Raw genomic sequence first — 18731 nt, forward strand, 5'->3', positions numbered from 1 at the left:
TAACCTGTTCCACGGACGGCTCCCTTGTTTGAGATCTCATACGACCTCACTCTGGCACATTCGATGCCGTCGGGCGCCGTCCACCCCATCATGCCGTAACCTTAGCCGAAGTGTGCAGCGGAGCAGAATTCTGCACCGCATCAGCGCTCTGAGGTCACGGCATGGATCCTGGGGTCTGCGCCGCGTCGCTTCGCTCCTTGCTCCGCCCCAGGATGACGAAGCGATAGGCGTTTCCGCCAATCGCCAAGGTATACAACGCACGCACATGTAACCTGCGCCGGCCGTCGCCGAGGCGCCTTGATCGACAAAAGCGTCCCAGGCGGCGTTCAATGTCGCGCAGCCATACCGTGGCGCTCAGGATCCTGGTCTTGTCGCTGCCGGCCTTCGCCAGATAGGTGTCGATCTTGGCGAGCACGTCGCGCGTCTGCTGCGTGGTGTCGCCCGACAGATCGTCGGCCGTCATGCCGGCCAGATAGACAATGCCCCAGATAGACAATGCCCATTGTGGCTGAGCACGCGGCAGAAGCGTGGTCCATTCTCGAAGCGTTCGATTGTCATGCGGTCATCCTTGCTCACGGTGCTTTTTCCTCCGGCGCGGATATCGCCCTGACCCGGCCAGGCGCAAGATCACCCGGCTCGATGCCTTGGCGCAACAGATGATCCGGCAATCGGCCGGTGCGGATCAGGTCGCGACATGCCCTGGCCAGCGCCGGCGATGTCTTGATGCCGTAGCCGCCCTGGCCCGCCAGCCAGAAAAAACCCTCGGCCTTGTCGTCGAAGCCGACCACCGGCGAGGCGTCGCTGACAAAACTGCGCAGGCCCGCCCACTGATGCTCTATCCGGCGCACGTCGATCGTCGTCGCCCGCTGCAGGCGATCGACCCCTACGGCGACGTCGAAATCGTCCGGATAGGCGTCCATCGGCTCGCTCGGGGTCGCATCCGCCGGCGAGACGAAAATCCGGCCGGCGTTCGGCTTGAAGTAGAATTCCTCGCCGACATCGTTGACCAGCGGCCAGCCGGCTATGGAGACGCCATCCGGTGCTGCGACATGGAACGCAGTGCGCCGCTTCGGCACCAGGCCGATCGGCGCAATTTTTGCCAACGCGGCGATCCTGTCCGCCCAAGCGCCGGCCGCATTGACGAGGATCGGCGCGGCGAACAGTCCCTGGCTCGTCTGCAGGACCCAGCGACCCTTGTGCCGCTCGATCGCATCGACGCCTGCATTGGTGACGATCCGGCCGCCGCGCTTGCGCGCAGTGCGCAGGAAACCCTGATGGAGTTCGTTGACGTCGATCTCGCGACAACCCGGTTCGACGATCGCACCGGCGACATAATCGGCTCGCAGCACCGGCACGCGCGCCAACGCCTCTCCGGGGCTGACCCGGTGGATCGACGGCACGAATTGCCTGGCCCTTTCGAGTTCCTCTTCAAGCCGGCCGAGCTGATCCTGGCGCGCGATGGTCAGCATGCCGCGCGGAAGCATCAAGGGATGATCGCAAAAGCCCTCGGGCGGCGCTTCGAGAAAAGATCGGCTGGCGATCGCCAGCCGTCGGATGACGGCGTTGCCGTAATTCTCGGTAAAACTCGCGGCCGATCGGCCGGTGGAATGATAACCGCAATGGCCTTCGCGCTCGAGCAGGATGACCGACGAGGTGGCCGCCAGTTCATAGGCCGCGCTCGCTCCGGCAATGCCGCCGCCGACGATCGCGATATCGGCTTCTTGTATCGAGGCGCTGTCGGGAGACTTCATCGCTAGTTCCTCTGCACAGTGATTTTGACAGATTGGGCCGATCGGCAGCGACCGTCGACAATTCCTCTCAACCAATTTCAGTGGCAAATCGCAAACCTCTAGGATTGGCTGAAACATCCCTCCCTTCGTCATCCCAGGGCGGAGCAAGGAGCGAAGCGACGCGGCGCAGACCCTAGGATCCATGCCGTTACCCAAGCCGAAGAATGCAGCGGACCAGAACCGAACGCTACCACCCGGTTCCGCGAAAAAGCTCAAACCATTCTGGATTGGTCTTCTCGATCAGGTCGATCTTCCATTGGCGCGGCCAGCGCTTCAGCGACTTCTCGCGCTGGATGGCATCGCGAATGTCGAAATATTCTTCGTACCAGACCAGACGCTGCACACCGTAGCGGCTGGTGAAGCGCGAGCCCTGGCCGGATTTGTGCTCCGGCATGCGGCGGCCAAGATCGTTGGTGACACCGATGTAGATCGTGCCGCGCTTCTGGCTCGCGGTCATATAGGCATAGCCGGTCATGGTGGAAGGGTAGCTGGCACCGTTGCGGATGCAAGCACCGTTCTGAGCCGTTGCATTCCTCGGCTGAGGTAACGGAATGGATCCCAGGGTCTGCGCCGCGTCGCTGCGCTCCTTGCTCCGCCCTGGGATGACGAAGGTGTGGTGGCTTATGGCTAATCGCAAACCCTCGAGATTGGCAGGAGGAGATCGGTCGGCGGCAACCATCACAGCCTCCTTCAGGCTCAGTCAAAGAACCAAATCCTCTGTGCAGAGGACCTAGTAACCGCGCATTGGATCGACAACGCCGAGCAGCTTTTCGCCGCGCCGATAGCGGCTGAGATTGTCTGCGAACATATTGAGGGCTTTCTCCTCCCAGCCATCATAGACCGACGAGCAATGCGGTGTGACGATCACGTTCTCATAGCTCCAAAGTGGATGATCCGCCGGCAGCGGCTCGGTCGAAAACACATCGAGCGCGGCGCCTTTGATACGGCCGCCGTCGAGCGCCGACAGCAGTGCTGCCTCATCCACGACGCCGCCACGCGAAACGTCGATGAGCACCGCCGACGGCTTCATCGCGGCAAACGCCGCAGCGCCGATCAACCCGCGCGTCGCCTCCAGCAACGGCACGCAACAGGCGATGAAGTCGGCCCGGCCCCAAAGCCCCGGCAAGTCCTCGATGCCGTGAACCTCGTCGACATCGGCGGTTGGCCTCGGATGCGCACGCACGCCGAGCGTCGTCAGCCCCAAGGCTTTCGCGCGCCGGGCCAATGCCTGCCCGGTCCTGCCGAGGCCGAGCAGCAGCAAGGTCTTGCCCTGGATCGGCTCGACCGTGCCGGTGACCCATGTCCGGGCGCGCTGATGCCTGGCGAAATTTCGAAGACCCAGCGAGAAGGACAGCATCGCCCCCAGCGCGTACTCGGCCATCATATCCGCTGCGACACCGGCGGCGTTGGTCACCGTGACCTTTTCGGGGTTCCAGTGACCCAGATGATCCGTCCCCGACCCGCCGACCGACACCCATTTCACCGTCGGGCTCTCCAGGAGAGCGGAGCGCGGAAAACGCGCTGTGCCGTCGAAGCGCATGGAGTAAACGATCTCGGCTTTGGTCTGTTCTATCAAGGCGGCCAGGCCGGCGTAGCTGTCACAGGGATAAACCGACAGCCCCGGATGCTTGTCCCGCAAAACCTTCATCGCCACGGCCGGCGCGTTGGTGTGGAGGATTACGGCAGGACCAACTGTCATCGTCACGATGGAGGACCAATGCGTGGCGCTGCTCCTGCCGCGATACGCCTATGCACGCCATCCAGGCTCTCTGCGAAGGCATCGAATACGCTCCGGGCCGTGAGCTCGCGCAAAACCTGTTCGTTGAGCCCGCCGCGTGTTGCATAGTCTTGCGCCAGATCCATGAAGCCCGTATCCGGCGCCGTCTCCGGTGCGTTTGCCAGCGCTTTGAAAATGGTGACGATATAGTCGCGCGCCCGCGCGTCGGCGACGCCATGCTCTTTCAGCCATCCGTGGATTGTATCGAGATATTTGAAATAGCTGGCAAATGTCGCGGTAACGACGCTCAGCGCGTCGAACTCGCTCGGATCCTCGACCTCGATCACCTTTCCCAGCCGGCCGAACAACGCCGCCATGCGCCGGTCGGGCGGACAGATGATCGTCGCTCCCTGCCTGTGAGCGATCATCGGCATGGGAAGTGCTTTCGTCACCTGCTCCACAGGAGCGGTCAACGCGGCTATTTCCTCGCGCGACAGGATGGCGATCAAGCTGACGACGTGATGGTCCCGACGAAACTGCAATCCTGCAAGCACCTCATGCGCAATCTGCGGCCGAACCGCCAGCATGATCGTATCGCAACTGTCGAGGACGGCCTGGTTATCGGCTGCAACGCGTACATCCGGGTAGCGAAGCGCCAGGCCGGCAGCGACTTCTTGATTACGAGGCGACAGGACAACCGATACGGAATTGTCCGCGGCGGATTTAAGCCCGGTGACAATCGCTGACGTGAGCGCGCCTGTGCCGATGAAGCCGAGTTTCATTTGAAATCCCTAAGCGTTGGTTCTGTATCGTCGTCAGCCGACAAAATAGTACCAGCTCGGCAGGACTTTGGGATCAGACGTCACACAACGGCATTCTTGCGACGCTCAGAGCCACCGCCGCACGCTTTGCTTGTAGTCGAGATAGGCATCGCCGAAACGCCGCTCGAGGTAGGCCTCCTCGCGGGCGACGACGCCGTAGCGGATCAGGATTGCAAGCGGCAGCGTGAGGACAAGGATCCAGATATTCTGCGCGGCCACGCCGATGCCGCCATAGATGAGGAACATGCCGAGGTAGATCGGATTGCGCGTCCATCCGTGGATGCCGGTCGTCACCAGCACGCGCGTCGGCTCATTCGTGGGTACCGGCGTCTCCGCGCGCATGAAGTTGCGAATGCCCGCGGCGAAAAGCGAAAAACCGATCAGGATCAGCGCGCCGCCGATGATCCAGGTGACCAGCCCCGGAATCGGGAACGGCAAGCGCAGCAGGCGATCGAGGACGAAGCCAATCAGGAAAGCAGCGAGAAAGAGCAGCGGCGGTCTCGCGATGACACCTGCGGTTCCGCTGTCGGTTTGCCCAGCCTGGTCCATGTCTGCTCCCGCAGATGCCTAGGGCTACGAAGCCCATACCCCCTAGAGATGACAATCAAGGTGTCGTTCTAGAAGTTGACAACAGCGGTGTCAATCGCAGAAGTTGGCACAGACAGAAATTGGCACGGACAAAGGGAACGGAAGCGATGGCGTCGGCACGACACGGGACTGACCGAGCGACGGGAGCCCCCATTGTCGACGGCAAGGCCGAGGCGATCACCGAGCTGATGCTCGAAGTGGCCCAGTGCTTCTTCAGGATACGGGCTCTCGGCCAGAAGGCAGGGCTCATCACCAGTTGGGGCGGCGGTGCGTTCGGCTTCATGCGAAGCCTGGCGCTGCTTGGCCCGCTCACCGTGCCGCAGATCGCCCAGATGCGACCCACCAGCCGTCAGCGCATGCAGCGGCTGGCGGATGAGCTTGCGGCCGAGGGGCTGGTCGAATTCATCGACAATCCAAAACACCGGCGCTCGAAGCTTGTGCAGCTGACGCGCAAAGGCGCCGCGCGCCACAGTGAGCTGAACGCCCAGTTGATGGCGATCGCCTCGACCATGGGCGTCGCTCTCGACGAAGTGGATATCCGCAAGACCGTCGAGATCGTGCGGCAGCTGAGCGATGATGTGAAAGTGCGGTCGGAGCGGCTGGGCTGACGCAAAGGCTGCGCGGCGCCATTGAAGGGAATTCCCGTCCTGCTTGAACCGCTCCCCGAGCCCGTGCCGTCCCAGCCTGGATGCGCTTGGCTGTTGCCGCTTCCGTCCGTCCGGCCGGCGCACAGGTGCCAGCCGGAACCTCTGCGGAGCTGAGGCGTTCGAACCGCAGAAACCGAGAGCTGCGCCACCGCAAAAGAGTACTGCAATGGCTCGGAAGCTAACGACAGGCACCAACGACCGGCCGCGCAACGAAACCATAGGGCAATCCGGCGAACCCGACGACAGCAGCACGCCGCTTGAAGTCGACGAGACCGCCGCCCGGGTGCGAAGCAAACTGCAAGGCAAACCTGAGCAATTTGGCGAAGGTCAAACCAATGCCGACGCGGCAGGCAGTGCTGGCGCCGGCGAGCATATGTGTCACCGCTGCGCGGGGACAGGCATGATCGACGGCCGCACCTGCCCCGAATGCGGCGGAACCGGAAAGACGCCGATAGGCTGACGAGATCAAGACAGCGATCACGTTTCGCGGCAATTTCGATCACCGAAGCGCCAAGGGGCCGATGGCAATTGTGCGGATCAGATCGCCGGCACCCACTTCCAGAACACGCCCTCCATCCGTTCGGGGTAGTGCTTGAACTCGCATTCGAAGCGCCATCCGTAAGTCTTGGCGGCCGCCAGCGCTGCCGGGCTGACCGGGTTCATGCCCGTTCCCGGCGCGAACCAGTCTTCCAGCAAGTCGTCGGGTACGTAGGCGCCGATCCTCAAAGGCAGCTTTTCGAGGACGACATCCATTTCGTCAGGTGCGGGCATGGGTTCTCCCTTCGAGATTTATCCACAAACAAGTCATCTGAAGCCGATTGGGTTCCAGACCATCGATGAGGTTGAAGGTGACAGGGGCGGGCGGGAGTGGATCCTAGGGAAAACCAGCCGTTTCAGCTAGGCCGGTTGTCAGCAGCCCCGCGCGTTCCACCGCCAGAGCCGCATCCAAGGCAGGTTTTGCCTGTTTGACAGAGGGCTTGCGTTCCCATCCTCCCGCGGCGTAGCTCGCGAGTGTGCGGCAGATAGCGGCCACTTTCCAATGGACAACACCCGCTTTCTGACCTCGTTCCGAAATCTCTAGCCAAGTAGCACCGCTCAGTTTCATGCACTGTCCAATGCGCTCGTAGTCCACGACCAAATGGGTCGTCTCGACGAGCGCGCTAACCTGGTCACCATCCACATACGAAAGTTCAGGCGGAAGCGGGTCGCTGAGCGCCGGTAACTGGCCTTGGATTTCCTTCCAGCAGTCGCCGTTCTTATACCACTCGCTTGGATTTCGCTGACCAGCAGAACTGCGCATGGCCGCATCCATCTTTGGTGCCCAGTCGTCGATGAGCTGCTCAAGTTCGGGGCTGATGGCCTGACGCGACCAAAGCCGATTGAAGTCAATTCGGCCACCGGCGCGGTGGGAAATGCCCGCGACCGCGTAAGCAGTGATTTGTGCACCGTACGCGGGGAACTTCATGCTACGGATCTTCTTCTCGGTCGCGCGGTAAAGAACGGCGAGAGCGATGAGGCGCTTGAACCATGCCTCATCGATTGGAGGTGGCGGTTCGTCCTTCAGTCGCTGCATAAAATGCTGGAAGCTCTTCTGGCCGCCGAGACATACTCGGTTGGGCAGGCCGCCCCAGGCATTTAGATAGCGCGCGACGTCAAGCTTGCTGAGACGACGGTTCTTCGGAGTCTGTGTGCGGAATGCCTGCTGTTCCGTCTTGCGGTATGCGGCCTTCTGCTCTGCCGCAGTGTAGGAACCACGAGCGCGCTCATAGAACCAGCGCCCTTTGCCATCGTCCAGCCAGGTATTGTTTGCGAGGGTTTCCACGTTCTGATGGAAAGGGTCGTTCGCCGAGAAATCGGCGAGTTGTACGGTGTTCTGGCGGTTCGCGGCGCGGGAGATAGACGACACCATCTCGCCGAGGTCAGCGCCACCGACCTTGATGATCTTGATCGGAACCGAGACGTTATCGAGGCTAAGGCTTTCCTTGCGGCGCGCGCGATGAAGAGAAGCTGTCGTCTGGCCGCCATTGACGATCTGAAGGCCCCTCAGAGATGTAATCTCTGTTCCGCCGGAGCCGTTGTTAGCGAATTCGAGATCATCAACTGTTGCCACGATGCCGTTGTTGAACGCCAGGAACATCGACGGTTGCTCGACGATCGTTCGGCGGAGTTCAGCATTGACACTCTTTCTACCCTGAAGGCCCAGGAATGCGCGAACATTCAGTTCCAGCAGGCGAACGCCGTAACGTTCATAGACTTTCGAGAGCACCTCTCCCGGCAGAACTGCCAGATAGGCGTCATAGCCCCCATCATGGCTCGGTACATGGAGGCATGGCACACGATTGCCGGTGAGGGCCACGAGATCGACTGCAATGTCCGCTCGTGTTTCCCCCTCACCGAGGACGCGTTGCAGCCTGACGATATCGTACGACTCGTAGAGTACCTCTCGTCCGCGCCATTGAGTGGAAGCCGCAAGATTTCCGACGATTCCGTCCGTAAGCAAAACCACGCGGATGACAGCAAGTTCGGACGACTGTGTCTCGATTAGACGCGCCAAATCGCTTGCATCCGTGTTGGAGGGTTCGAGGTCGGAGGCGAGGCCGTTTACGCACGCGTTCGCGAAGCGGAGGACACGCTCGATGGCCTTGGTGAGGTCGGCAGTCGTCAGCTTGGTCGGCGGCGAGTCGCCGCTATAGATAGTTGTGAATAGATCAAGCCGGGAACGCTCTTCATCAAAAGCATACCCGTCAATCCGATAGGCAGCGTTCTTGACGCGTCCTTCCTGATATAGCGGAAAGGTACTCTCCAGGTGGCCGGCTTCCTCTAGCCGCTCAAGAACTAGCCTAGTAAATATCTCCTGGGAGAACGGCGCGTCGGAACTGACGCTCTCTTCGACCTCGCCAATAAGTTCCCCAGCATACTTTACGATAGCATCGTCCGTCATGAAGCGGCTCCCTGAATGAACGCTTCAACGACAACGATTGAATCGGCTGCAAACGTCACAAGGGCACGGAGGTCGAGCGTATAGTTGGCATTAGTAATGGCGGCGGGCACTGCCGCTCGCACGAGCCTTGGGAAGTCCTCCGTCACAGTATATCCGTCGATGGTCCGAAGCTGTACGCGCGGGGTTGATCGTGCCGCGTCATCGTCCGGCATCAGGCCACGACGCAGGAGGGCGTTGCCGAATACGCGGCGGGCAACTTCATCTGGCAGCCTGACAGAAATCGACATGATCAGGTCGTCGATCGAACGACCGTCTGGTGCTTCAATCAATCGTACATGAAGCAGGTCAAGCCTTGCCAGGCCGGAAGGTTCGAGCTGGTCCAGATTGGCGATTCGAACGTTGGAGGACGGACCTAGGCTGGTCTTTACCTCAAGCGCATGACCATTTCGCAGGAAGTCGTGGAGGCCGTCATCAGGAGCTTCCCAGGCCGTCTGCAGGTGAGCGTCCGAGGCAAGCAACCGCTCCATTACGATTAGCTCTCCAAGCAGTCCGACCGCTTCTTCCCGGGACAGGCCGCTGCGGCGGTCGCGAAGGAACTGACGCCATGCGTCTAGGCGCGAGAAGAACTACGCAAGAGCATCCACAGGATCGGCTTCAATGGCCGCTGCTACGACATCGGCGCAGATAGTCGTGAACAGGTCGCGTCGACTGCGATCTTCAAGCGAGAGGACCAAGAGGGGGCCACGTTCCCCTTGCGCAACGCTAAGGCGCATGCCCCCTACCTCGAACAATGCTCCTGGGGGGACAGAAGTCTCCAGCGATACACAGGGCGCATCATCAACGGCGCGAATAGCCGCGAAGATGTCGAGCGGGATGTTCGTAGAGATGAGCTTGGTCCGATAGAGCCGGGTTGCAGCCTGGGCAAGGCTGAGCTCAGTCCATGCGTTATTTAGCACATTCTGCCAGACATCGCTCATGAGGCCTCGCGCTGTCGAACGGTGTTTTCGAGATAGATTCGCCGGCGGGCGCTCGGACTGTCGGGGAAGCTCACGACCACGCTGATGACAGGTTTGTCTGTCGGTTCTACCTTCGCCTCGTCGGGATCGATGGGGTAGATGATCAGCAGACCGTGCTTCGGTCTGGCGCCTCTCTCCTTGCGGATGAACTCGCCCGATGGCACGTCTGTAGGTGGCTTGCTGCGCGACTGACGTTCGTTGTTCGTTGCGGTGAGAGCGTCCCGATATTCATCGTCTGTAAGGTCAATCGCTTGGTCTCGCGGGCTGAGGACCGTACCGATGATGAATCGGTCACCTTGAGCGTCCGGGTCCCGCGGTTTGCGAACAACGCAGTTTCGGGTTAGGCCGCCTAGGGTGACTTTCTTTCCGTCAGCAGTAGCAAGAAACACAGCCCAATCTGTCAGTTCACCTGCGGCAATCTGCTCTTCGATGAATGTAGCGAGTCTTGCGCCTTCGACCTGTAGGCTTTCTGGCGGAAACGTCAGATTGCGGAGGAACCCGGCGACGTCTCGGCCGGCGACATTCGTCCACAGGGTCCCTTGTGCGTCTCCGCTGGCACCACCGGGCCGGCGCGGTGAGTCGAGTCCGCTGCCCAGTCGTACTATGAAGTCGTCAGCAATCGCTGCGTTCCGTTCGATGGTAGCATTTTCGCGGAACATGACAGTCTGGACCTTGCCTTCTCCGGCGTAGCTGCTCTGGCGAAGGACGGCGTGGCGCTGCTTGTTCAGTGCCGTCACCTCAAGAATGCTGTGGACTTCAATGCGCAGGCCGAATTCCTTGGGTGTCGCAGCGTTTAAACTCATTTCATAGAATTGGGTGCGCAACTCCTTGTTGGCAGTGGCAACATATCGGAGCCAATCCTCCATGTCGCTTGTGGTATAGAGACGGCAAAGGTCGGCAAATCCGCGACGGTAGCCGAACCAGCGGCCCATCTGCAGAAGGCTGTCGTATTGCCTTGATATACGCAGGAAATAGCTGACAGAGAGGCCTTCCAGCGTCAGCCCGCGGGATAGCTTATCGCCACCGACGGCGATGACGGACAGTCCCGTCTCCTTGTAACTATCATAGTCGATGTCGGTCTTCGTCTTGCCATTAGCAGTGATAATCTGCATCTTGTCAGAGCTATCGGCGATCCGTGCCAGCACCTGTTCCCATGTGACCGGGATCGTCTGCCGCCCGAAGACTGTTGGGGTTATCAGTTCCGTAGTGGGCTCGAAATCAGACACCCACATGGCGTGCAGGCGGTCGAGCGTTGATCGATCACCACCGGAGATTCGAGCCCGGGTCCTGAACAGGTATTCCTCAACCTGCCTCTGAACTTTCTCGTGCACGTCTACGTATCTGGAAACATGCACGAGCATCGAATTGTGTTCGCGCACTTGGCCGCGTGCGGCTCTTGCGGCACAGGTCAGAAGGAAGGCGTCAATTGCTTCCTCAAGGCTTGGAGGGATGACATCCTTGCCGTTGTAGAGCGGACTCCATGTCTTGTCGTGAGGATCGGGTATCCAGGCTTCATCCGTCTGATCAACCGGACGGACGAGTGGCAGGCCGGTATTGTCGCTGTCATCGTTCGTGCCGAAGACCGCTGCGGGCCCAAAATAGTCATCCGGAGGAGTAAGCGAGACGATGAAGGTCGCCGGAAAAAGATCGGGACCGTAGTCCTTCGCCTGCCTTTCATCGTGGATAAGGATGTTGGCAAAGGGCGTCGCCGTGTAGCCGACATAAGCTCGGCGCTCGAAGGAAATCAGGAGCTTGCGGATTTCTCCGCTCACTCGCTTCGGATCGTAGTCCTCATCAAATGTACCGTCTGGTAGGAAAGGTTGATCGCCGGTGTCAACGGAGGCCTGATCGGATTCGTCATCGATCACCAAGAGCGGGGCGGCCTTCGATCCAGGCGGCAATCTCGCGATCCAATTGTTCAAATTTTCAAGCACTTTGGCGTTCTTCTTCACAACAAGAACGCAGGGCTTGCTGACGGGTGAGAAGTTGGCCTGGTCGGCTACTCTCTGACTGAAGTCGCCGGTCACGCTCGCCATGGTGAGGCTGTCTACAATCAGGTCGGGATTGAAGACACCTACACCGATGGACTTTCTCGGACCATTAGGCTTCCGGGATTTGGGGTTGGTGTCGTACCCGAGAAAATCCTTGTCAAATCGCTTCTGAGTTTGAAGACGCAGCAGGTTGTGCATTCCCGCCAGCACAATGATGACACGGTATCCTGCATCTGCCGCGCGATTGACCACGCCGGCATAGTGCGCGGTCTTACCCGACTGCACGTCGCCGACGACAAGGCCGCGCCAGTCCCAGCTTCCTGGTCGCTCGGGGTCATCGACGACTTCGAGCACCTTTGCTGTGCTTTCGGTGAGCTGCTTGATGGACTCGATTGGCCAGTTGTCTTCTTCAAGCTTCTCCAGATAGCGAAGCATGAAGGAACCGGGGCGGCGGCGTTCGCCAACATACCAGACCTTTGGACGCAACTCGTCTTGCAAGGAGAGAGCCGGTCCTTGATGGGTGACAAAGATTGTCAGAAGCGTGCGGATCGCCGCGTCGATTTCGTCGGATGTGACCGTATGTTGCATCATCAGACCAAGGGTTGGCGCATCAAGTTCGACAATGCGTCTGATCGCCTCCGGGTCGATGACGGTGCCACCTTCCTTCTGTGCCTGAAGCACTCTGCGAGCTCTGCCCGCAAGTGTAGAAGCAATGTCTGTCATGTGTCCCCTCCCAGTCTTCTTATAAGTGCATTCGTCAGCCTCGTCAGGTCCCCTGGAAGGTTATGCAGCAGAAGTTCGATGCGCTTTTCGACAGAAAGCGTTGCCGGAAGTGCTGCTGCAAGTTCTGCGAGCTGGTCAGTAAGCTGGGTAATTTCTGCTGCATCGAGTTTCGGCGCTTGGGCGCCCTCTGCTTCCGAGATTTCCAGCCATATACGTTCGACCGGCACCGTGCGTTCAATGATCGATAGGACCGCATTGAAGAGGCGACGGTTCAGACCGGCTTGTTCATAGCAGGCAACAATCGCCGGATGATTGCGGTTGATGCGATAGGCGGTTCCTGCCGGTCCCGCACTGGCAAGCCAGACCTGAGGTAAGGAGTTACCCTGAGCGCGTGTGCGCGGGCCTTTCCCGCGAAAAGCGAAAACCTCGCGCGCTTCATTGCGGCATCGACCGGCGATACCGGTTAGTCTCGCCAGCAATGCACCTGGCGGTCTTGCCTGTGACTTTCGGACGTCAATGCGCCAGTCGCGATCAAGTCCTGTTGGGAGGTCGATCTCAATTCTGGCAAGCCTGCTTGATTCGTCTCGTGTCCATGTTCGCACGCCGCCAAGACCCAGCCAACTGCCTGCCACCAGAAGGCGCTTGCCGCGATATACGTAGAATCCTTGGCGGGCGCCCCAGCCTCCTGGACCTCCGGCCGCCTCATATTCGGCGTCGTTTGCAAAACGATCACGGTGCGGCAGAATGTAAGGCTTGATCGTAAAAGACGATCCGGCATGACGGATACGCTCCAGTGGCAGATCACGCGTTGCCGTGTGAGCTTTCTGGAAAGGATCCCAGGCACGCACCACGCGGTCATTGGCGACAATCTTCAGCCTTCGCGCATCACCATCCAGGAAGCGGTGGAACACCATTCCCAAATGTGCCCTGATATCCTGCAATCGTAGGAAGAACGCGTCCTTATTAAGCCCGGAGAGCCCGCTGAGCGCGTCAAAGCGATTCCACATGACCACTGTACCACCCTTTTGTGTCAGCAGTTTCTCGATGTAGGGATGAGCGGGAAGCGGCTCCGGAATGACAGCAATCCAACCGCGCTCAGCGATCACATCGACATCGAGTTCGAGCGCGCTGGTAACGTTCTCCCGGCGCGTGACTACGGTCATGCGACGACATTGTGAGAGCGAAGCGGTTTTCAGGCCAAGACCGAATCTTCCAAGATCACCATCGCCCCGAGCACTTCCGGGACCGACACCGCCAAGCCGCAGGGCTTCAGCCAAGCGCTTGCGGTCCATTCCGCGACCGCCATCGAGAATCGCCGCGTAAGGACTACCATCGTTCCATTGTAGGTCGATCTCGACCGTCTTCGCGTCAGCAGCGATGCTGTTGTCGATGAGGTCCGCAAGCGCCGTTTCCGGCGAATATCCCAATCCCCTGAGCGATTCGATGAGCGCTGAGGCGGCAGGTGTAATTTCAACGGTCTGCTCTGGCGCCATGCATCAGGCCGCATACAGGCCATCAGCCTCTTTTGCACCGGCTGACGAGGTGGTCAGCTGGCGGTGAAGAGTCTTCGCGACCGCAAGACCCAGTAGCGGCGGAACCGCGTTACCAATCTGACGAAAAGCTGCATTCATTGCGCCGGCGAAATTGAAGCCGTCAGGGAACGACTGAAGGCGCGCCGCCTCGCGAACCGAAACCGTGCGCGCCTGCTGGCTGTCGTAGTGGATATGGGAATATGTGTCCTTCCCCATATGCGCCGTGAGCGTCCGCGACGGCTTCAGAGGGTCGAGCTTCCACCACTTGTTCGGAAATTTCTCCGGGTCATAGGGCGGTACCATTTCAGCCCTGAGCCCTCGGTAAGTCGCGGAATTGCTATGGCGTTGAGACAATCCCCGCTGGGCAAGGGTCTCGTTGAACAGCTGTTCGGCCAGCTTTCTCGCCTGGGGGTAGTCCGCGCCGTGCTTCATCTTCGCGAAGATCGGGAAGTCACGAGGAGTCAGGCGCACCATGTGACCATTCGCACCGAATGGGGCCTCAAAGCAGGGCCAGGACCGCATCTGCTGCGCATAGGCCGAAATACCATTCTTCAACGTCCGGTACTCCAGCACATCTGACACCTTGCGTCGGCGAATGACCGCAGGGTCGGTCCTATGCTCGACTATTACAGGAAGATCATCAAGCGCATCACGTGTGCCGGTCGCTTCAGGAAGGGTTCGAGCGGGGTCATGTATTTCATGGAAGCGGCCACTCTTCCTGTCGACATGCTTAAGGGCAACCCGACGCGATCCCTCGTATCCGCGAGGCAGTTCTAGGAAGTGTGTCGGCTCTGGAAATTCCGGTTCGGCGCCAAGCACGTCGGCCAAAGCAACTATGAACAGGCGTTCTCTGACCTGAGGCACGCCGAAGTGCGAAGCATTCAGAATGGTGTAGCCGGTGCGGTATCCCACCAACTCCAGCGTCTCGCAGATTTCCTCCGGTACGTTATGCCCTCCAAAGTTCAGGATGTCAGGTACGTTCTCGATCAGGATGATCAGTGGCTGCGTGTCATCGACGAATTTAAGGAAGCGGCGATACAGCGAAGCGCGCGGGTCCTTCTGAAAGGCGTCTTCTTCGCCAGCGACCGAACGCAGCTTGGAGCGGCCAATGCGTGCAAACGCTTGGCACGGCAGTCCCGCGGCGACTAGATCGAACGATTCACCGGCCGAGGTCTCGAAGCCAAGATCAGTCACAAGGCCCTGGGGCGAGCAAGCTTCCATGTCACGCGGAAGCATCCATGCATCATCGGCAGCACGACCAGCGCCGAAGTTCAGGGCGTAGCTCTTCGCAGCTTCGGGATCGATCTCGATGTGGGCCGTGAGTTCGAACCCGGCGGTCTTCAACCCGAGCGACAGCCCGCCGGCGCCGGAACAGATTTCGAGCGCGCGTGGCGTCGCCCCGGCCCTGAGGCGCTCCAGTTTGATTCTTCGAATCTGCTGGTTCGCTGTTGAAGTCATGGTTCAAGATATGCCCTAAGCTTCGAACGGAGGCTAGGCTGATCGGCAGTTTCGCACGCCCAGATTACTGTAATATTCCACCCCAAGCGCTCAAGATCCTTCCTCACGCGTTGATCGCGCTGGACATTATTGTCAAACTTTCTCTGCCAGAAGTCAATGTTTGACTTTGGATTATAGCAATATTTACAGCCTTCGTGGCGATGCCAGAAACAACCATGAATAAACATTGCCGTTTTTCTCGCCGGAAATACAATATCGGGGGTTCCTGGAAGATCGTGCCGGTGCAGCCGGAAGCGGTATCCCATCTGATGTGCGACCTTGCGCACCAGCATTTCCGGCCCGGTATCTTTTCCGCGAATGCGGCCCATCATCCGGGAGCGAGCTGCGGGGGAGACAATATCCATGTCAGGTTCTTGAGATCGGTTGTCGAGGGCCGGCCAGTGTGGCTCGACGCAATACATTAATCATAGCGACGGCCGGTGCTCTGAAGCAATCTCAAGTGTGAAAAATGGCGCACCCGACAGGATTCGAACCTGTGACCTCTGCCTTCGGAGGGCAGCGCTCTATCCAGCTGAGCTACGGGTGCCTTCAGGACCGACAATCCGGAAAACGAACCAGCCGGTAAACCGGCCAGCCACGGCTTCTTAGCGGAAGCAGGCGCGGGCTTCAACGGGCAAGTGGCAGGCGGCAGGGCTGCGAACTCGGAATAACACATTTTTCGGATTGCTCATTTTACGCAGGCCCCACGATCTGGAGCCTGCCATGACCCTCGAAGGTGCGAGAAGCAAACCCGCAGGCCGGCAAACCCGCGGTTTTATCGGACCTATGAAGAATGGCGCCGACGCTTGAACCCGCCTCGGCGGGCGGGTCGTTGGCGCAAATCAGCACTGTGAATAAATTCCTAGCATAATTGCCCGCACCTGTCAAGTTGAACCACCCACACCGATCAAGAGCTCGCCCCCCGCCGAACGTCACCCCTTACTGCTCCCCAGCATACAGCAACCGTGTCGTCGTGTTCGATGTCGGCGACAGGTTGCGCTGGATCAGCGCCTCGACGTGGTCGTTGCGCTGCCGGGCGCTGTCGGCGCCCATCACCACCAGGATGAGCCGGCGGCCGTCGGCATCGTAGGAGGTGACGATGTTGAAGCCTGAGGCTCTGATATAGCCTGTCTTGATGCCGTTGACGCCGCGGACGCGGCCGAGCATGTCGTTGTGGCCGCGCACCAGCCGGCCCCGGAACATGAAGTCGCTTTCGGAGAAATAGTGGAAATGCTGCGGGAAGCGGGCGCGCAGCGCCGTGCCGAGCACCGCCATGTCGCGCGCCGTCGTCTGCTGGGCGACGTCCGGCAGGCCCGAAGCGTTGCGGAAGACGGTGCTGCGCATGCCGATCTGGCGCGCTTTGGCCGTCATCATGGCGGCGAACGCGTCTTCGCTGCCGCCGAGATATTCGGCGACGGCGACCGCCACGTCATTGGCCGATTTGACTGTGATCGCCCGGATCGCCGATTCGACATCGATCGTCTCGCCGCGCCTGAAGCGCAGCTTGGTCGGCGGCTGCCTGGCGGCGTTGGCCGACACCGGGATCGGCGTTGTCTTGCTGATGCGGCCCTGATCCAGCGCCTCGAACAGAAGGTAGAGCGTCATCATCTTGGTCAGCGACGCCGGATAGCGCGGCGCCGTCGAGTTGGCCTCGAACAGCGTCCTGCCGCTGCCATCGACGACGACAGCCGCGTATTTCTGCGCCGGCGCCGGCACCGCCAGCATGGTCTCAGTCGGCGTCGTCGTCGCGCAGCCGGCGACGAGAACCAGCAGCGCAAACGCCGCGACAAATCTTGAGATGAATGGAGAGAGGCGCGGTTTGGACACTGTTTTGAAGGTAAGCCGTTGCTGAAATGAATGGGAAACTAGCCTAACCCTAATGGCCCGTCCATTTGGTTAATACCGTTCTTCAGAGCAATCGCTTCAGGTTTGAATTTCCCTCCCGGGCGTTGGCGCCGCCCCTCATTGCCCTGCCGGGCATTTCTCCCCGTATAGTGACGGGGAGAAAACCGCCTTCGCGAACGGTTTCGCCAATCACCAGCGTTACAGAAAAGGACGCCAACGTTGCGGCCAGCCTCTTTCTCCCCGTTTACGGGGAGAAATGCCCGGCAGGGCAATGAGGGGCAGCGCCGACGATCGACAATTGAGCTCCACATGGAGTTCCGGCCTGATGTGAAATGCCCATCACCCAGCTTGCGCAACCGGCACCGAGCGGGTTTGCTGGCGCCGGCAGAATCAGCAGGTGCGCCATGCTCACGATCAAGGCAAAGGGCATTTCGGTAACGGTCGATCTCACCGTCGGCCATCTCGCCGACATGGCGGTCGATATCGACGGGCGCCGGCTAAAACCGCTGCATCGCGCGCCGTGGATCGACGAGCCGCGCGAGACGCTGCCGCCAGACCTGCCCGAGGGCACCGTTCGGCTGTCCGGCGATTTTTTATGCGCGCCGTTCTCGCGCAGCGATGTCGAGGAAGCACCGCTGCATGGCTGGCCGGCCAACAGCCCCTGGGATGTCGTCGCCTCCGAGGCGACTGCCGATGGCTGGCGGGCCGTTTTCAGGCTGCAGCACCTGGTCATGGGCGCGACGGTCGACAAGATACTCACCCTGCGCGACGACCATCCGTTTCTCTACCAGGAACATGTCTTTTCCGGTGGTTCGGGCGCGATTTCCGTCGCGCATCATCCGATGACGGTGATGAAGAACGGCGGCAAGCTGGCTTTTTCGCCGAAGCGATTTGCGGCAACGCCGGATGACCCGCTGGAGCCCGATCCGGCCCGCGGCCGTTTTCTGCTCCCCTATCCCGCGCGTTCCACCGACCTGACGCGTTTTCCCGCCGCCGATGGCGGCACGCTCGACCTGACCGACTACCGCATGGGCCTCGAACGCGAGGATTTTGTCACGCTGATCGAGGCCGACCATGGCGGGCCGGGCTGGACCGCGCTGGCGCGCCAAGCGGAAGCCGATCTCGTTGTGGTGCTGAAGAACCCGGCCGAACTGCCGGTCACCATGCTGTGGATCAGCAATGGCGGTCGCGACTACGCGCCGTGGAGCGGCCGCCATCGCGGCGTGCTCGGCATCGAGGACGGCCGCACCGCACTCGGCCATGCGGCGTCGCTGGGTGACAACTGGCTGAAGCGGGAAGGGGTGGCGACCGCCTTTGCCCTTGGCGAAGGCCGCAACGTCTCGTTCCGCCACGTCATCGGGGCACTGCCTCAAGAAACCGGCGGCGAGCCGCCGCGCGACATCGCCACCGCGCAGCGGCACATGCGCATTGCGGCTGCTGACGGGTGTACGCGGGACGTACCGTTCGACGGCGATTTCCTGCGGATTGGCGGGTCGGCGCCAGCTTGAGCGCTCGCCTCCCCACCGCTTCGTCATCCCAGGGCGGAGCAGGAGCGAAGCGACGTCGCGGAGACCCTGGGATCCATGCCGTGACATCGGCCGAGGAATGCGGCGGGACAGAACC

The 18731-nt window shown here is 60.4% G+C and carries 16 protein-coding genes, 1 tRNA gene and 1 pseudogene; 3 read left to right on the top strand and 15 right to left on the bottom strand.

What is annotated here, in order from left to right:
* Positions 1–154: 154 nt before the first annotated feature.
* The 6 genes from NKH12_RS26200 to NKH12_RS26225 form a co-directional block, all read right to left on the bottom strand.
* The gene (locus NKH12_RS26200; RefSeq protein ID WP_502910851.1) at positions 155–496 is read right to left on the bottom strand and encodes a Rid family hydrolase; all 342 of its coding nucleotides are present in this window, start codon (positions 494–496) and stop codon (positions 155–157) included.
* A gap of 76 nt (positions 497–572) precedes the next feature.
* On the bottom strand, positions 573–1751 hold the full coding sequence (locus NKH12_RS26205; RefSeq protein ID WP_352955797.1) for an NAD(P)/FAD-dependent oxidoreductase: 1179 nt from the start codon (positions 1749–1751) through the stop codon (positions 573–575).
* A gap of 226 nt (positions 1752–1977) precedes the next feature.
* Complete coding sequence (locus tag NKH12_RS26210) at positions 1978–2265, bottom strand: GIY-YIG nuclease family protein (protein ID WP_352955810.1); 288 nt, start codon at positions 2263–2265, stop codon at positions 1978–1980.
* Positions 2266–2520: 255 nt separating this feature from the next.
* The gene (locus NKH12_RS26215) at positions 2521–3489 is read right to left on the bottom strand and encodes a D-2-hydroxyacid dehydrogenase (protein ID WP_352955811.1); all 969 of its coding nucleotides are present in this window, start codon (positions 3487–3489) and stop codon (positions 2521–2523) included.
* Between the two features lie 2 nt (positions 3490–3491).
* Positions 3492–4289, bottom strand: a complete 798-nt coding sequence (locus NKH12_RS26220; protein WP_352955798.1) for a pyrroline-5-carboxylate reductase — start codon at positions 4287–4289, stop codon at positions 3492–3494.
* 105 nt (positions 4290–4394) lie between these two features.
* Positions 4395–4877 (bottom strand): methyltransferase family protein, encoded by a 483-nt coding sequence (locus NKH12_RS26225; RefSeq protein ID WP_352955799.1) that lies wholly within the window; start codon positions 4875–4877, stop codon positions 4395–4397.
* 146 nt (positions 4878–5023) lie between these two features.
* On the opposite strand from NKH12_RS26225, the gene NKH12_RS26230 reads away from it, so the two are divergent.
* Positions 5024–5524, top strand: coding sequence for a MarR family winged helix-turn-helix transcriptional regulator (locus NKH12_RS26230; RefSeq protein ID WP_352955800.1), 501 nt, complete (start codon positions 5024–5026; stop codon positions 5522–5524).
* Positions 5525–5729: 205 nt separating this feature from the next.
* Positions 5730–6023 (top strand): hypothetical protein, encoded by a 294-nt coding sequence (locus tag NKH12_RS26235; protein WP_352955801.1) that lies wholly within the window; start codon positions 5730–5732, stop codon positions 6021–6023.
* A gap of 77 nt (positions 6024–6100) precedes the next feature.
* Here NKH12_RS26235 and NKH12_RS26240 read toward each other — a convergent pair whose 3' ends face one another.
* The 9 genes and pseudogenes from NKH12_RS26240 to NKH12_RS26280 form a co-directional block, all read right to left on the bottom strand.
* Entirely contained in the window at positions 6101–6334 is a 234-nt protein-coding gene (locus NKH12_RS26240) for a hypothetical protein (RefSeq protein WP_126104123.1), read from the bottom strand.
* A gap of 103 nt (positions 6335–6437) precedes the next feature.
* Entirely contained in the window at positions 6438–8504 is a 2067-nt protein-coding gene (locus NKH12_RS26245; RefSeq protein WP_352955802.1) for an AIPR family protein, read from the bottom strand.
* Positions 8501–9481 (bottom strand): annotated as a pseudogene (locus NKH12_RS26250) (PD-(D/E)XK motif protein). The gene NKH12_RS26245 and the pseudogene NKH12_RS26250 overlap by 4 nt, the downstream one beginning before the upstream one ends.
* Positions 9478–12234 carry a Z1 domain-containing protein gene (locus NKH12_RS26255; RefSeq protein WP_352955803.1) on the bottom strand — a complete coding sequence of 919 codons (2757 nt, stop codon included), beginning with the start codon at positions 12232–12234 and terminating at the stop codon, positions 9478–9480. The pseudogene NKH12_RS26250 and the gene NKH12_RS26255 overlap by 4 nt, the downstream one beginning before the upstream one ends.
* Complete coding sequence (locus tag NKH12_RS26260; protein ID WP_352955804.1) at positions 12231–13727, bottom strand: ATP-binding protein; 1497 nt, start codon at positions 13725–13727, stop codon at positions 12231–12233. Before NKH12_RS26260 ends, NKH12_RS26255 begins: the two co-directional genes overlap by 4 nt.
* A 3-nt stretch (positions 13728–13730) precedes the next feature.
* Entirely contained in the window at positions 13731–15224 is a 1494-nt protein-coding gene (locus tag NKH12_RS26265; RefSeq protein WP_352955806.1) for a DNA cytosine methyltransferase, read from the bottom strand.
* Complete coding sequence (locus NKH12_RS26270) at positions 15221–15628, bottom strand: very short patch repair endonuclease (RefSeq protein WP_352955807.1); 408 nt, start codon at positions 15626–15628, stop codon at positions 15221–15223. The genes NKH12_RS26265 and NKH12_RS26270 overlap by 4 nt, the downstream gene beginning before the upstream one ends.
* A gap of 105 nt (positions 15629–15733) precedes the next feature.
* Positions 15734–15810 (bottom strand) — tRNA-Arg (locus NKH12_RS26275).
* A gap of 392 nt (positions 15811–16202) precedes the next feature.
* A complete protein-coding gene (locus tag NKH12_RS26280; RefSeq protein WP_352955808.1) occupies positions 16203–17090 on the bottom strand; it encodes a D-alanyl-D-alanine carboxypeptidase family protein in 888 nt (295 codons plus the stop codon).
* 422 nt (positions 17091–17512) lie between these two features.
* Between NKH12_RS26280 and NKH12_RS26285 the strand changes: the two genes are divergently transcribed.
* The gene (locus tag NKH12_RS26285; protein WP_352955809.1) at positions 17513–18616 is read left to right on the top strand and encodes a hypothetical protein; all 1104 of its coding nucleotides are present in this window, start codon (positions 17513–17515) and stop codon (positions 18614–18616) included.
* Positions 18617–18731 lie beyond the last annotated feature (115 nt).

The sequence above is a fragment of the Mesorhizobium sp. M1322 genome, assembly GCF_040318085.1.
Taxonomy (GTDB): domain Bacteria; phylum Pseudomonadota; class Alphaproteobacteria; order Rhizobiales; family Rhizobiaceae; genus Mesorhizobium.